The organism is Streptomyces sp. NBC_00400 (genome assembly GCF_036048035.1).
Lineage (GTDB): Bacteria > Actinomycetota > Actinomycetes > Streptomycetales > Streptomycetaceae > Streptomyces.
In genome coordinates this window covers 440,299-453,562 of record NZ_CP107940.1, presented here as the reverse complement: position 1 = coordinate 453,562, position 13,264 = coordinate 440,299, and the positions used below count along the sequence as shown (strand labels likewise).

The window sequence follows — 13,264 nt, the reverse complement described above, 5'->3', positions numbered from 1 at the left end:
ATGCCACCCACTGCCGCCGACTACGACAGCCTGGTACGAAGACTGCGGGACCTGGAGGACAAAGAAGCCCTGCGCGCCCTCATGATCCAAGGGTGGCGGGCACTCGACCGCAAGGACTGGCAGGCCTGGATCGCATGCTGGGCCGACGATGCGGTGCTGGAGTTCGGGCCATGGGAGCAGATCCACGGGAAGGACGCGGTCCGGGCCACGGTGGAAGCAGCGGAATCGCCGTATCCGAGCATGCAGCATCACATCCTGAACATGCACTTCGACGTAGACGGCGACCGGGCGACGGGCATCGGCTACATGTGGTTCGTCGCCGTCACCGAAGCCGGGAAGACCTCCTCTCCCTACGCGATGGGCGGACCGTACGACTGGGAGTTCAGCCGGGGCCCGGACGGCTGGCTCCTGACGCGCCAGAGGCTCGGTGTCCGGTGGACCCAGGGTGAGGACACCTTGAAGGCCTTCGAGTAGCGGGGCGGGCCAGGAGCCGGGGAGCCGGGGCGGCGGACGGCATCGGCAGCAGCTGTGACGCACATCATGGCGGCGGACTGTCACGGTTCGCTGAGGTGAGGTGTCCCGATGGGCAGCCGAAGAGGGGAGCCGCGCGTGGAACCCGGGTACCGACGCATGGTGGTGAGGTCAGGCCATGGCTACGGCATGCCCGCGGCACGGTTCGTCACCGGTGGCGAGCTCGACTGGCTGGTCGCGTTCGAGATCCACGACGGACGGATCACCGGCCTCTGCGCCATCCGCAACCCGGACAAGCTGCACCGCGCCGAGACGGTGCTCCCACTCGAGCGAGAAGGTCACCAGCCGTGGAGTACGCCACCGAGTACGTCGTCGAGCGCAGTTGGCCGCCGTCCCGCCATGCACTCGGCCGTATGACGTTCACCGAGGCCGAGGCCGAGGGCGGCACGCAGGTGCGCTGGACCACCCGCGCCGAGATCCCCCTTCCGCTGCTCGGCACCCTCCTCACCCGGCGCCTCGCGAGGCCGATTACCACCCGGACCTTCCGCAACATCCTCGACACCGCCAACACCGCACTGACTCCGCGCCCCCGCGGGCCACGTGCCTGAGGACCCCGCACGCGCCAGTGGCCCGGGCCCGGCCGGTGCGGCCCGCCGTCAACGGCCCCGATGGGTGGCGACGCACCGAGAAATGGCCTCCGGAATATCAGAGAGGGAACCCCGATATCCGCGCGGGGTGCCGTGCTGCCCTCAGGCGTAGGTTTTCTGTGGCTGCAGCCAGGACATGGCCGCCCACGGCTTTTACGCGCACACCGGCCGCAACGGCAAGGGCCCCAAGGAACGAATGGAGGCACAGGGGTACCGCGACGCCTCCGGGGAGAACATCGACGCCTGGCCGAGGACTCCCCAGGGTGCCTTCGACGCCTGGATGCACAGCCCCGGCCACCGCGCCAACATCCTCAGCTGCCACTCCAAGGGCACCGGGATAGGCGTCGCCCTGGGCGGCAAGCTCCGGGCCTACTGGACCCAGGACTTCGGCTACAAGTAAAACGCCGGCCCGCGGGGCGCCGCCCGCCCGATGGCCGCGCTGCATGGCATCCGGTGGGCGGCGCCTGGTGCGCGAGGGGCGGCCGAGGTGCTTGCCGAGGTGCTTGCCGAGGTGCCGACCCCGGTCCGGACGCCCCGAAGGTGATCTTCCTGTGCGCCGTCGGTCTCCCGTGCGCTCGCTCGGTCTCCAGCAGCTCCCCTCCTTCCCCGGCCCTCCCTGCCCTCCGCCCCTCCCCGCCCTCCGGACCAGCCGGTGCCTGCTCCGGACCGGCAGTGCTTGCCGCTGCTAGCGGATGCGCGCTAGCTTGGAGGGGTGGCGAAGACACAGCTGAACGTCCGCGTGGACGAGGCCACCGCCGAAGCGGCGCGGGAGCGCGCCCTGCAGCGGGGAGTGAGCATGAACCGCTATATCGAGGAGCTCGTCCTCAAGGACGCCGGTGAGGTCGGCCAGACCTTCGTCGAGGCCGCCTCCGACTTCATGAAGCAGTACGAGCGCGTCTTCGCCGAGGAATTCGGCCTGGAACCAGGCGGCGCCGACGGCGTCGCGACCGCCACCCACCACGAAGGACTGCCGGGCACCACGTGACGCTGCGCATCGACCTCGCCTGGCTCCTTCTGATCGCCGAACAGCACACACCCGGAGACCCCCAGGTCACCGACTGGGGCGCTCTGGTGGCCGCCGTCAGCCGCCATGAAGCCGAGATATTCGGTGTACCCGTCTACACCGAACCCCAGGACCGTGCCGCCTCCCTCCTGCAACTCCTGCTCCAGGTACCGGCGCTGGAGCGCTCGAACGCCATGTTCGCCACCGCCGTCGCCTACGGCTATCTCGTCGCCAGCGGGCTGAAGATCACGATCTCTCCCGAGCAGGTCCGTGACCTCGCCCGCCTCGTCAAGGAGGGCACGGCCGACGTCCGCACCATCGCAGACGAACTGCGCACCTGGACGGTGTGAGCGACGGCTGCCGACGGGCCGCGGAGGGACCGACGGGGGCTGCGCAGCCAACCGTCCGCTGTGGGGGCTGCTCAGCCGCCCGTCCGCCGTGCCGCCAGGCCGCCGGTCCGCCGTAGGGACGTCAGTCGGCCGTCCGCCTCGGGACCGTCAGTCGCTCGGCCGCCGCGCCGTGCCCAGCACCGCCGGCGACGTGGGTAGCGTCGGCCCGTGCTCCGGCACCTTCAGCCGGCGCACCCGCAGTACCTCGAACCCGGCCGTCCGGATCTCGCCCAGTGGGTCCCGGCCGGTGTGACAGCCGCCCATCAGCAGGGGCCAGACCGTCCGGTCCAGCGACCACTGCACGGCCGCCAGCCCGCGCCCCGCCGCCCGCCCGTGCTCGAAGAACCGCAGCTCACCGCCTGGACGCAGTACCCGCCGCAGCTCCGCGAGGGCGCGCTGCACCTCGCGGACGGAACACAGCACCAGCGATGCCACCGCCGTATCGAATGCCTCGCTCTTGACCGGCAGGGCCTCCGCCACTCCGGGCACCAGATCCACCGGGACCTCCGCACGCGCCGCCGCCGACCTGGCCACCTCCCGCAGTGTGGCCTCCGGTTCGATCGCCACCACTTCCGTGACCGTGCCCGGATAGTGCGCAAAGTTCAGCCCGCTCCCCGCGCCGACCTCGATGACCCGGCCGGTGGCGCCCGTCAGCAGCTCCTTCCGGAGCGTGGCCACCCCTGCCCGCGCGTCCGCGGCCGGACCGCAGCAGCTCGCGTAGAAGCGGGCGAACACCGGGTGATGGACGCTGCCTTGCGGAACTCGCGGAACTCGTGGAACGTGCGGAACTCTCCTGCCCTGCCACATGACGGACCCTTTCGCCGACGATGCCCGCTCCCGCTGTCAGTCTCCCCACTGCGCGGAGCGGGAGCCGCAAGGAGCGTCCTCGGTCGGAGTCCGGAAATCTGTACGGGCCGACCCCGGAGCGGAAGGGCGCCCCGAGAGCGACGCGTGCCCCTCCGCATGCCCCTCCGGATGCCCGCCGTCGTCACGAGGGAATACGGAACGCACCCGAACCGCCGAGCACCGGCGCCAGCCAGTCGGGGGCCGCGGCCCGGAAGTCCCGTGGCGAGAGCCCGCCCGACCCCTCAGGGATCAAGCCGAGGAGCGGTGCGCCCGCGGCGTCGGGGAGATCCGCCAGATTGCAGCGGGATGCCAGGTCGGGCTCGGCCGGCCAGCTGCCGACGACGACGCCCGGGGAGTCGAGTCCGTACGAGCGGAGCGCCAGCGCGGTCAGTGCGGTGGCGTTGAGGGTGCCCAGGCCCGCCTGGGCGACGACCAGTACGGGGGCGTCCACCAGCCGCGCGGCGTCGGCAAGCGTATGCCCGTCGGCGTCGAAGCGGACGAGCAGCCCGCCCGCGCCCTCGACCAGGACCAGGTCGTGCGAGGCGTCCAGTTTGGCGGCGGCCTCGGCGATGTCCTGGGGGAGTACCGGCGGCAGACCGGCCCGCAGTGCGGCCGTCGAGGGTGCCAACGGGTCGGGGAAACGGGCGAGTTCGGCGGTGGTGACCGGGCCGGCCAGCCGTTCGACCTCCGCCGCATCGCCGCTCTCGTGCGCCGTGACACCGGTCTGGGCCGGCTTGAGAACAGCCACCGAACGTCCCCGGGCGAGCGCCGCCGCGGCGATCGCGGCCGTGGTCACGGTCTTGCCGATCTCCGTGCCCGTGCCCGTCACGAACAGCACCGACATGGTCTGCCTCCGACTCTGCGCGGCGGCCGCGCGGGGATGGTGCGAATGGTTCCTGGTGGCCGGCCCGCAGGTGACCGGCACGCGTGCGCGGCCGGTGCGGTGCGCTCAGCCCTCGCGGGCCGCCGCGCACACCGCCGCGCAGATGCGCGCCACATCCTCGTCACCGGTGATGTACGGCGGCATGGTGTAGATCAGATCGCGGAACGGGCGCAGCCATACGCCCTCCCGGACCGCCGCCCGGCTCGCGGCCGCCATGTCCACCTCGTGATCGAGCTGGACGACACCGATCGCGCCGAGTACGCGTACCTCGCGCACCCCGGCGATGCCCACGGCCGGTGCCAGACCGTCCCGCAGCCCGGCCTCGATCCGCTTGACCTCCTGTCCCCAGTCCTGGGACAGCAGCACGGAGATCGAGGCGTCGGCGACGGCGGCGGCGAGCGGATTTCCCATGAAGGTGGGGCCGTGCGCCAGCACCGGCAGTGCGCCGCGGGAGATGCCGTCGGCGATGGCCGTGGTGCACAGCGTCGCCGCCAGGGTCAGATAACCGCCGGTCAGCGCCTTGCCGAGACACATCACATCAGGTGCGACCCCTGCGTGGTCGGCGGCGAAGAGCGCGCCCGTACGGCCGAAGCCGGTGGCGATCTCGTCGAAGACCAGCAACACGTCGTGTTCGTCGCAGGCCTCCCGCAGCACCCGCAGATACCCGGGGGAGTGGAACGACATCCCGCCCGCCCCCTGCACCACGGGCTCCACGATCACCGCTGCCAGCTCCTCGGCGTGCCGGCCGATCAGCTCCCGCAGATGCGCCGCATACGCCTCGTCGGGCGCGGCGTCGAAGCCGGCCGGCGGCGCGTCCGCGAAGAGCTGCCGCGGCAGCACCCCCTGCCACAGCTCATGCATACCGCCGTCGGGGTCGCAGACCGACATCGGCTGCCAGGTGTCGCCGTGATAGCCGCCCCGCCAGGTCAGCAGCCGCTGTTTGCGCGGCTTGCCGAGCGAGCGCCAGTACTGCAGGCACATCTTGACGGCGACCTCGACCGACACCGAACCGGAGTCGGCGAGAAAGACATGCTGCAGCGGCTCCGGGGTGAGGTCCACCAGCCGCTTCGCCAGCCGCACGGCGGGCTCATGGGTGAGCCCGCCGAACATCACATGGCTCATCCGCTCCAGCTGGCCCCGCGCGGCGTCGTTGAGCACCGGGTGGTTGTAGCCGTGCACGGCCGACCACCAGGAGGACATCCCGTCCACCAACTCGTCTTGGCCCTCGACCGGTTCGGCCAGCCGGAGCCGGACGCCGGATGCCGACTCCACCAGCAGCGGTGCGGCCTTGCCGGGCATCGGCCCGTAGGGATGCCACACATGCTGCCGGTCGAGCGCGAGCAGTGCGTCGGAGGTGAGTGGCTCAGGCATTGGGCGGAAGATCGGTACCGGCGCCGCGGCGGCGCACCGAGACCAGGTCGCGGCGGGCCTCGTCGGACGGTGCCGGGACGGTGGCGGCCGGGGTTGCGGGGTCCTCGGTGGCGGCCGGGGCACCGGTGTCCTCGGCGGCGGCTTCGGTGTCCGCGTGGTCGCCGCACGGCCTGCGGTGCTCGGGCAGCGTCGTGGTGTCCGAGCCCTCGACCTCGAAGCCGGCGTCCTCGATCATCGCGAGGTCGTCCTTGCCGGCCTGCCCCTCGCTGGTCAGGTAGTCGCCCAGGAAGATGGAGTTGACCAGATGCAGGGCGAGCGGCTGCATGCTGCGCAGATGCACCTCACGGCCGCCGGCCAGCCGTACCTCGCTGTCCGGGCAGACGAACCGCACCATCGCCAGGATGCGCAGCGCCCGCTGCGGGGTGAGGTTCCACTCCTTGGCGAGCGGGGTGCCCTCGAAGGGGATCAGGAAGTTCACCGGGACGGAGTCCGGGTCCAGCTCGCGCAGTGCGAAGACCACATCGACGAGATCGGCGTCGCTCTCGCCCATACCGGCGATCAGTCCGGAGCAGGCGGACATGCCGGCCGCCTGGGCCTGCTGGACGGTGGACACCCGGTCCGAGAAGTCGTGGGTGGTGCAGATGTCGCCGTAGGTGGCTTCCGAGGTGTTGAGGTTGTGGTTGTACGCATCGGCGCCCGCCGCGCGCAGCCGTCCCGCCTGGCCGTCGGAGAGCAGACCGAGGCAGGCGCACACCTCCACGCCCTCGTTCTGCTCCTTGATGGCGGAGATCGTCTCCGAGACCCGGTCCACGTCCTTGTCCGTCGGGCCGCGGCCGCTGGCCACCAGACAGACCCGCTTGGCCCCGCCGGCGACCCCCGCGGCGGCCGCCTTGGAGGCGTCGTCCGGCTTGAGCCAGGTGTACTTGAGGATCTCCGCCTTCGACCCCAGCCGCTGCGAACAGTACGAGCAGTCCTCGGGGCACAGGCCCGACTTGAGGTTGACGAGATAGTTGAGTTTGACCCGCCGCCCGAACCACTGGCGGCGCACCTTTCCGGCCGCGGCCACGACATCGAGCAGTTCGTCATCGGAGGTGGCCAATACGGCCAGTGCCTCTTCGCGGGTCGGCAACTCGCGCCGCAGTCCCTTGTCCACCAGTGCGCTCAGCAGGTCCATGGCCTTGATCCTGGCCTACGCCACCGCCCCCGGCCAAGGAGGATTCCCACAAGGTGCCGCGATCGAGGTGTGTGTATCGCCACACCGTGGGCCTGCAAAACGACCGCTAACGTCTATCGACAGCCCACAATCGAGGCCGACAGACGAAGGACGCCGATGCCGCAGGACTCCGCCCCGCCGCTGCTGTGCGACACCTCCCCGGCGAGGCCCGCCGAGCCTTGTGCCGAGCCGGCCCGCCCGGCGTACGACGCGGCCTTCGACTGGCTGGATGTGGCCACTGCGGAGCGCCGTCACGCCGGGCTGGTGCGCACCCTGCGCCCCCGCCCGGCCGACTCCCCGCTGCTCGATCTGGCCGGCAATGACTACCTCGGACTCGCCCGGCACCCCGAGGTCACCCGCGGCGCCGCCGAGGCCGCGCACCGCTGGGGCGCCGGCGCGACCGGCTCCCGGCTGGTCACCGGCAGCACCGAGCTGCACGCCCGGCTGGAGACGGAACTCGCGGCGTTCTGCGGCTTCGAGGCCGCTTTGGTGCTGTCCTCCGGCTATGCCGCAAATCTCGCCGCGGTGACCGCGCTCACCGCCCCCGGCACCCTGATCGTCTCCGACGCCGGCAATCACGCCTCCCTCATCGACGGCTGCCGGCTCTCCCGGGCCCGTACCCAAGTGGCCCCGCACGCCGATCCGCAGGCCGTACGCGCCGCGCTGACCGGCCACGACGGCCGGGCACTCGTCGTGACCGACGCGGTGTTCTCGGTCGACGGGGACGCCGCGCCGCTCCCCGCGCTGGCCGAGGCCTGCCGGACCCGGGGCGCCGGACTCCTCGTCGACGACGCACACGGGCTGGGGGTACTGGGCGAAGGGGGCCGTGGCGCGCCGTGGGCGGCAGGCCTCGCCGGTGACGGGGACGTGGTGACCACCGTGACGCTCTCCAAGTCGCTCGGCTCCCAGGGAGGTGTGGTGCTCGGCCCGGCCCGGGTCATCGAGCATCTGGTCAACACCGCCCGGTCGTTCATCTTCGACACCGGTCTCGCCCCGGCGGCGGCCGGCGGCGCCCTCGCCGCGCTGCGGCTGCTGCGCCGCGAGCCCCAGCGCGCGACCCGGGCCGTCGCGGTCGCCCAGGGGCTGTACGGCCGGCTCACCGCGGCGGGCCTGACGGCGGTACGTCCCGACGCGGCAGTGATCTCCGTCCGCGCCCCGTCGCCGGAAGGGGCGCTCCGCTGGGCCGCCGACTGCCGCACGGCCGGACTCGCGGTCGGCTGCTTCCGCCCGCCGTCCGTCCCCGACGGCATCTCCCGGCTCCGGCTCACCGCCCGCGCGGACCTGACGGACGACCAGCTCGACACGGCGGTCGACACGATCGTGGCCACCGCGCCGACGCACTGAAGCCGGCGGCGCGCGGAGTCAGCACCAGGTGGTGAGGTCGTACACGGCCCGGCAGCGCTGATCGGAGACCGGTCGCCGGAAACGTTCGAGGCCGCCGGACGACGCCGGCGCCGGGAAGACCATGTCGGCTGCTCCCGCCGCGTGATTCCGTCGGCGGGAGCAGCCCCCGCAGCACATACGAACCGGCGCCACAGGCGAGGCCACGAACTCCCGCAGCCTTCCCAGCAGGCATTCCAGGAGTACGTCGCGCGGGGTTCGGCCGGCGGCGGGGTCGTCCTCAACCACGGTGATCGGTTCTCCCCGGGAGCGCGAGGCGGACGGTATTCACGACGTACGGGCAACGGTTGACGCCCCGGCAACAGGCGGTGATCGTACCGATCTTGCCCTTGTGTCCCGGCAGCTTGCCGCGGCTGTCCTGGGTCTGCCGGTGCCACCGGAACATCACCCTGATCTTGGCAACCGTGTGTCCTACGACCCGGGCGAGTGGCGGAGGAAAGTCCCGCGCAGCAGGGCCCGCAGGGTGTCCGCGGCGGGGGTGCCTCCGGGGCGGTAGGCCACCGAGATCCGGCGGTGCAGCTCCGGTGGGTCCAGCCGGCGGACTCCCAGCGGTGTCATCGTCCCCTCCGCCACCATCTCCGGGACCACCGCCACCCCGAGCCCGGCGCTCACCAGCGCACACGCCACCGCATAGCTCGGCGATTCGCAGCGCACCGCCACACTCGCCCCGGCGGCCGCCAGTGCGGCCTCCACCTCGCGCCGGTTGGGGTTGGCCGGTGCCATGCTGACCAGCGGCTGACCGGCCAGCTCGGCGAGCGGCAGACGTCCGGAGCCCGCCGACAGGGCATGACCGGGCGCGGTGACCAGGACCAGCTCCTCGGTCAGCAGCGGCTCCAGACGCACTCCCTCCGGCGCCGGCATCGCCTCGCCCGGCACATACTCGTGCGTCAGGGCCAGATCGACCTCACCCCGCGCCACCGCCGCGCTCGCCTGTGGCGGGACGTACTCCGTCACGCTCAGCTCCACATCGGGGTGGGCCCGCCGGAACGCGCTGAGCGCGGGTGGCAGCAGATGCGTACCGGCGGTCATGAACGTGCCGACCCGCAGCCGCCCACCGGACAGCCCCGCCAGCCGGGACAGCTCGTGCCGCGCCTGATCCAGTTCGTCGAGGACCCGGCGGGCCCGTACGAGCAGCAGCTCACCGGCCGCCGTCAGCCGGGCACCGCGATGGTGGCGGACCAGCAGGGCCGCCCCGGCCTCCCGCTCCAGCTTGGCGAGCTGCTGGGAGAGCGCCGGAGCGGTGTACCCCAGCCGGGCGGCGGCCCGGGTGATCGAACCGGCCTCCGCCACTGCTACCAGGGCGGCCAGCCGGGTGGGGTCGTACATAAGAATCTCTTCAGGCTCACCAAGAACATTGCCAATACCCATTAAAGCCTCTGACCGGCGAAGCTGCTCTTATGGACGGACAGCTGATCGCCTTCACCGGAGTCGCCGCGGGCATGGTCGCCATGCCGGGCGCGGATTTCGCGGTCGTGGTGCGCAATGCGCTCGACTCGCGCCGGGCGGGGGTGGCGGCCGCCGTCGGAGTCGCGGGCGGGCTGCTGGTGCACACCGCCCTGGCGGTGGCCGGGCTCGCCGCGGTGCTGGTCGCCGTGCCCGCGCTCTTCGGTGCGGTTCAACTCCTGGGCGGCGGCTATCTGTTGTACCTGGGCGCCCGCGCCCTGATCGCGGCCGTCCGGCGCCCGGCGGTCACTACGGACGGCACGGCCCGCACGGCGGCGGGCACACCGGCCGACGGCCGCCCGCACGCCGCCCTCCTGGGCACTACGCAGAGTCTGCGCCAGGGCTTTTTGACCAATGCGCTCAACCCCAAGGCGCCCGTCCTCTTCCTCAGCCTGCTCCCGCAGTTCGTTCCGGCGGGAGCGCCCGCGCTGCCCCGTACGCTGCTGCTCGCCACGATGGTCGTCGCCATGGCACTGGTGTGGTTCCCCGCCGTCGCCCTGCTGGTCGACCGGCTGGGCGTCTGGTTGCGCCGCCCCACGGTGGCCCGCGCCCTGGAAGCCACCACCGGGGCGCTGCTCACGGCTCTGGGAGGCATCCTGCTCGTCGAGCTGGCGCTGTCCTGAGGGCGGAGCGCCCAGGGCTCATCACGGGGCGCGGCGGGCAGGGCGGCGGCAGCCCCCATGGGTGGCGGCAGTCCCCCCGGGTGGCGGCAGTCCCCCCGGGGCAGCGGACTCAGCAGCCCGCCGCGGGGCGAAACGGACGGGCCGGATCGGCCGCATCTGCCGGACCGGCAAGATCGACCGGTTCGTGAAATCGGCCGAACACACCGGTAATTGACCGATCGTGAGATGAATGCGCAGGATCAGCCCACCCGCCCGTACCAGACCGAACGGCTCCAGATCCGTTCGAGCCGCACTACGCTCCCGGCCTTGGGCGCATGCCACATCCGGCCCCGGCCCGCGTAGATGCCGACGTGGTAAATGCCGCTGCGCGAATGGAAGAAGACCAGATCGCCGCGGCGGCGCGCGCCGGACGGGATGTGCCGGGTGCGGCCGTACTGCGCCGCGGCGGTGCGTGGCAGCAGCCGGCCGGCGCGTTTGAACGAGTACAGCATCAGCCCCGAACAGTCGAAGGCATGCGGCCCCTGGGCGCCGTACCGGTAGGGAGCTCCGCTCTTGGAAGCCGCGATCCGCAGCGCATGGGCGGACACGGATGCGGCTTCGGCATTCCCGGCCGCTCCCGGAGCGACGGTGGTCCCGCCGAGCGTGACCAGCGTCAGAGCGGTGACGGTGCCGGCGCGTGCCAGCAGATTCGGCGTATGCATGCGCATGGTCATGCGCAAACCCTTCGTCAGCCGCCTGCGAAGGAAGACCTGTCGGGTTCGGGCAGGCGAAGATGCCCGGCCGTGCGTACGGCTTCACCCCAAGGAGCCCTCGGCCGTGTAGGCCGGGACCCCGTCCTGCTCGGGTCCTCCGCTCCCGCCGGTCCACCTCGTCGACCGGACGTCCGGCACGGCGGCGGGATTAGGCGCCCGTCCGGACCGCCCCGTCGCTGTGGCGGGGTCTTGTCGTCGAAGGGATCGTCACGCACCTGGCAGCCGAATTCCGAGTTGAAAATGCCGTATGTGAGATGGGTCACAATTGACCCGAATGGTTAGATTTGTTCCCTCAGGTGCTGCGGCGCGTGGCGTTGCACCCCGCGGACCAGCGGCGAAACATCCGGGACCGAAGGAATTGTGTCCGCGCCGCGCAATTCGTCGCCTCCTCAGATCGGGTGCGGAGGCTACGCCGTATGCGCAGCCTCGGAGCGCGTGCCGGGTCAGATTTCCTCGGGTGGCGGCATCGTCACCAGTCCGGCCCGGCGCTCACCGTCCAGCACCCGCAGCGCCCGGGTCAGCGTCGCGCGGTGCAGTTCGGTCTCGCCCCGCTGGTGCATCAGTGTCAGGGCGTCCCGCAGCCGGGTGGCCTTGCCGGCCAGCGCCTGGGCGGCGCGCAGCCCGCTGTAGGTGCCACCGCAGCGGGCCGGGTTGATCCGGCCCAGCAGGTCGATCACCTCCAGATAGCTGTCGATGAGTTCACCCTCCGCGCGGGTCAGTGCGGGCAGCGGCGGCGGTTCGGGCGGCAGCATCGGGCTCACCGCGCCGCGGGCCGGAGCGCCGACAGCTTGCGGTTGCGGGTGATCTGGTCGATCAGGCCGTACTCCTGGGCGGCGGGGGCGTCGAAGATCTTGTCGCGCTCGATATCGGTGGCGATCCGCTCGCGGGTCTGCCCGGTGTGCTTCGCCAGCATCTCTTCCAGCACGTCGCGGGTGCGCAGCATCTCCTCCGCCTGGATCTGCAGGTCACTGGCCTGCCCCTGGACGGGTTCGCTGAACGACGGCTGATGGATCAGGATCCGGGCGCCGGGCAGCGCCAGCCGCTTTCCGGGGGCGCCGGCGGCCAGCAGGACCGCGGCGGACGAGGCGGCCTGCCCCAGGCAGACGGTCTCCACGTCGCACGACACGAAATGCATCGTGTCGTAGATGGCGGTCATCGCGGTGAAGGAGCCGCCGGGGGAGTTGATGTAGAGCGAGATGTCCTGGTCGGGCGCGGCATGTTCGAGGTGGATGAACTGCGCCATGACGTCGTTGGCGGAGGCGTCGTCGATCGGGGTGCCCAGGAAGACGATGCGCTCGCCGAGCAGCTTGGAATACGGGTCCATGGTGCGCGTCCCGTGTGCGGTGCGCTCGGTGAACTCCGGAAGGACATAGCGGGCCGTCGGTCGCAGCATGTCTGCTCCTCTCCTCCGTAAAAAATGTACAGGATGTACATCCAGTTAGAATGGGATCGCATCCTAGTGATCAAGTCAAATGCCCAGGTCAGAGGCTGTTTTTGCTGTTCGCCGAGGGCTGATATCTCACATATTTATTGCTGGAACTGCGGCACGAGGTCGAGATCCTTCGGATGACCGGGCGGGTCGTCGAGTGCTCGATCGACGAGATGGACCGCCCGCGGGTATCCAAGGGCGCCGTCCTGCGGATCCGCCGACCGAGCCGGAGGCCAGGCGCTGTTCACCGGTTGGGGCTGCGAGCTGGCGACCTGCCGCAAGTTCGCCCTCACCGCACGGAACTACACCGCATCGAAACTGATGTCACAGGTCGGACTCAGGGTGAGCGAGGCCTGCAAACTCGACCTGGCCGACATCAAGTGGGACCTGGGCCCTTCGGCAAGCTCCATGTGCGTCACGGCGAGGGCGCCCGCGGCTCGGGCCCGCGCGAGCGGATGGTGCCGCTGATCAACGGCGCCGACCGCATGCTGCGGTGGTTCATCGAGGACGTCCGGGGCCAGTTCGACGACGACCGCACTCGACCCGGTGCCCCGCTGTTCCCCTCCGAGCGCAAGGGCACCGACGGCTCCTCGTGCCTCGTTGGCGACGACGCGTTGCGCAACGGTCTGGCCGCCGCGGCGGAGGTCGCGTCCAGAAGGTGGTGTAAAAGGCGACGAGCGAAGGTTTCGGACTGAACGGCCAAGTTCGCACGAAAGGACCCACGCTCGTGCAGTCACGAGTATCGCCCATCGAGGCGATCCATGCCGAGATCGATGCCGTCTTCGCCCAGGGC

17 protein-coding genes are annotated in these 13,264 nt (G+C 71.4%); 8 read left to right on the top strand and 9 right to left on the bottom strand.

All coding sequences use genetic code 11. The features are described 5' to 3' along the window. Positions 1 to 474 (top strand): nuclear transport factor 2 family protein, encoded by a 474-nt coding sequence (locus OHS81_RS02070; RefSeq protein ID WP_328381865.1) that lies wholly within the window; start codon positions 1 to 3, stop codon positions 472 to 474. A 168-nt stretch (positions 475 to 642) separates the two neighbouring features. Here the strand turns inward: OHS81_RS02070 and OHS81_RS02065 are convergent, their stop codons facing one another. Next, positions 643 to 813 carry a hypothetical protein gene (locus OHS81_RS02065; RefSeq protein ID WP_328381863.1) on the bottom strand — a complete coding sequence of 57 codons (171 nt, stop codon included), beginning with the start codon at positions 811 to 813 and terminating at the stop codon, positions 643 to 645. A gap of 5 nt (positions 814 to 818) precedes the next feature. Here OHS81_RS02065 and OHS81_RS02060 point away from each other — a divergent pair, with 5 nt between their 5' ends. From OHS81_RS02060 to OHS81_RS02045, 4 genes are all read left to right on the top strand, one after another. After that, a complete protein-coding gene (locus OHS81_RS02060) occupies positions 819 to 1,079 on the top strand; it encodes a hypothetical protein (RefSeq protein ID WP_328381861.1) in 261 nt (86 codons plus the stop codon). A gap of 175 nt (positions 1,080 to 1,254) precedes the next feature. Next, positions 1,255 to 1,518: a CAP domain-containing protein gene (locus OHS81_RS02055; protein ID WP_328381859.1), complete on the top strand. Its 264-nt coding sequence runs from the start codon at positions 1,255 to 1,257 to the stop codon at positions 1,516 to 1,518. Positions 1,519 to 1,830: 312 nt separating this feature from the next. Continuing rightward, entirely contained in the window at positions 1,831 to 2,103 is a 273-nt protein-coding gene (locus OHS81_RS02050; RefSeq protein ID WP_088801450.1) for a toxin-antitoxin system HicB family antitoxin, read from the top strand. After that, positions 2,100 to 2,471 (top strand): fic family toxin-antitoxin system, toxin component, encoded by a 372-nt coding sequence (locus tag OHS81_RS02045; RefSeq protein WP_328381855.1) that lies wholly within the window; start codon positions 2,100 to 2,102, stop codon positions 2,469 to 2,471. The genes OHS81_RS02050 and OHS81_RS02045 overlap by 4 nt, the downstream gene beginning before the upstream one ends. A gap of 147 nt (positions 2,472 to 2,618) precedes the next feature. Here the strand turns inward: OHS81_RS02045 and OHS81_RS02040 are convergent, their stop codons facing one another. The 4 genes from OHS81_RS02040 to bioB all read right to left on the bottom strand — a co-directional run bounded on the left by OHS81_RS02040 (position 2,619) and on the right by bioB (position 6,784). Beyond that, positions 2,619 to 3,317 (bottom strand): class I SAM-dependent methyltransferase, encoded by a 699-nt coding sequence (locus tag OHS81_RS02040; protein WP_328381853.1) that lies wholly within the window; start codon positions 3,315 to 3,317, stop codon positions 2,619 to 2,621. A 181-nt stretch (positions 3,318 to 3,498) separates the two neighbouring features. Next, complete coding sequence (gene bioD, locus OHS81_RS02035; RefSeq protein WP_443058639.1) at positions 3,499 to 4,281, bottom strand: dethiobiotin synthase; 783 nt, start codon at positions 4,279 to 4,281, stop codon at positions 3,499 to 3,501. Between the two features lie 24 nt (positions 4,282 to 4,305). After that, complete coding sequence (locus OHS81_RS02030) at positions 4,306 to 5,610, bottom strand: adenosylmethionine--8-amino-7-oxononanoate transaminase (protein ID WP_328381850.1); 1,305 nt, start codon at positions 5,608 to 5,610, stop codon at positions 4,306 to 4,308. Beyond that, positions 5,603 to 6,784 (bottom strand): biotin synthase BioB, encoded by a 1,182-nt coding sequence (bioB, locus tag OHS81_RS02025; protein WP_328381849.1) that lies wholly within the window; start codon positions 6,782 to 6,784, stop codon positions 5,603 to 5,605. The genes OHS81_RS02030 and bioB overlap by 8 nt, the downstream gene beginning before the upstream one ends. Positions 6,785 to 6,940: 156 nt before the next feature. Between bioB and OHS81_RS02020 the strand changes: the two genes are divergently transcribed. Further along, entirely contained in the window at positions 6,941 to 8,167 is a 1,227-nt protein-coding gene (locus tag OHS81_RS02020; RefSeq protein ID WP_328381847.1) for an 8-amino-7-oxononanoate synthase, read from the top strand. A gap of 468 nt (positions 8,168 to 8,635) precedes the next feature. Here the strand turns inward: OHS81_RS02020 and OHS81_RS02015 are convergent, their stop codons facing one another. Then, entirely contained in the window at positions 8,636 to 9,550 is a 915-nt protein-coding gene (locus tag OHS81_RS02015; protein ID WP_328381845.1) for a LysR family transcriptional regulator, read from the bottom strand. A gap of 71 nt (positions 9,551 to 9,621) precedes the next feature. Between OHS81_RS02015 and OHS81_RS02010 the strand changes: the two genes are divergently transcribed. Beyond that, the gene (locus OHS81_RS02010; RefSeq protein ID WP_328381843.1) at positions 9,622 to 10,290 is read left to right on the top strand and encodes a LysE family translocator; all 669 of its coding nucleotides are present in this window, start codon (positions 9,622 to 9,624) and stop codon (positions 10,288 to 10,290) included. A 239-nt stretch (positions 10,291 to 10,529) separates the two neighbouring features. On the opposite strand, the gene OHS81_RS02005 is transcribed toward OHS81_RS02010, so the two are convergent. The 3 genes from OHS81_RS02005 to OHS81_RS01995 form a co-directional block, all read right to left on the bottom strand. After that, complete coding sequence (locus OHS81_RS02005) at positions 10,530 to 11,003, bottom strand: C40 family peptidase (RefSeq protein ID WP_328381841.1); 474 nt, start codon at positions 11,001 to 11,003, stop codon at positions 10,530 to 10,532. A 482-nt stretch (positions 11,004 to 11,485) separates the two neighbouring features. Beyond that, positions 11,486 to 11,794, bottom strand: a complete 309-nt coding sequence (locus OHS81_RS02000) for a hypothetical protein (protein WP_328381840.1) — start codon at positions 11,792 to 11,794, stop codon at positions 11,486 to 11,488. A 5-nt stretch (positions 11,795 to 11,799) separates the two neighbouring features. Continuing rightward, entirely contained in the window at positions 11,800 to 12,435 is a 636-nt protein-coding gene (locus OHS81_RS01995) for an ATP-dependent Clp protease proteolytic subunit (protein ID WP_328381837.1), read from the bottom strand. Between the two features lie 416 nt (positions 12,436 to 12,851). Between OHS81_RS01995 and OHS81_RS01990 the strand changes: the two genes are divergently transcribed. After that, positions 12,852 to 13,166 carry a hypothetical protein gene (locus OHS81_RS01990; RefSeq protein WP_328381836.1) on the top strand — a complete coding sequence of 105 codons (315 nt, stop codon included), beginning with the start codon at positions 12,852 to 12,854 and terminating at the stop codon, positions 13,164 to 13,166. Positions 13,167 to 13,264 lie beyond the last annotated feature (98 nt).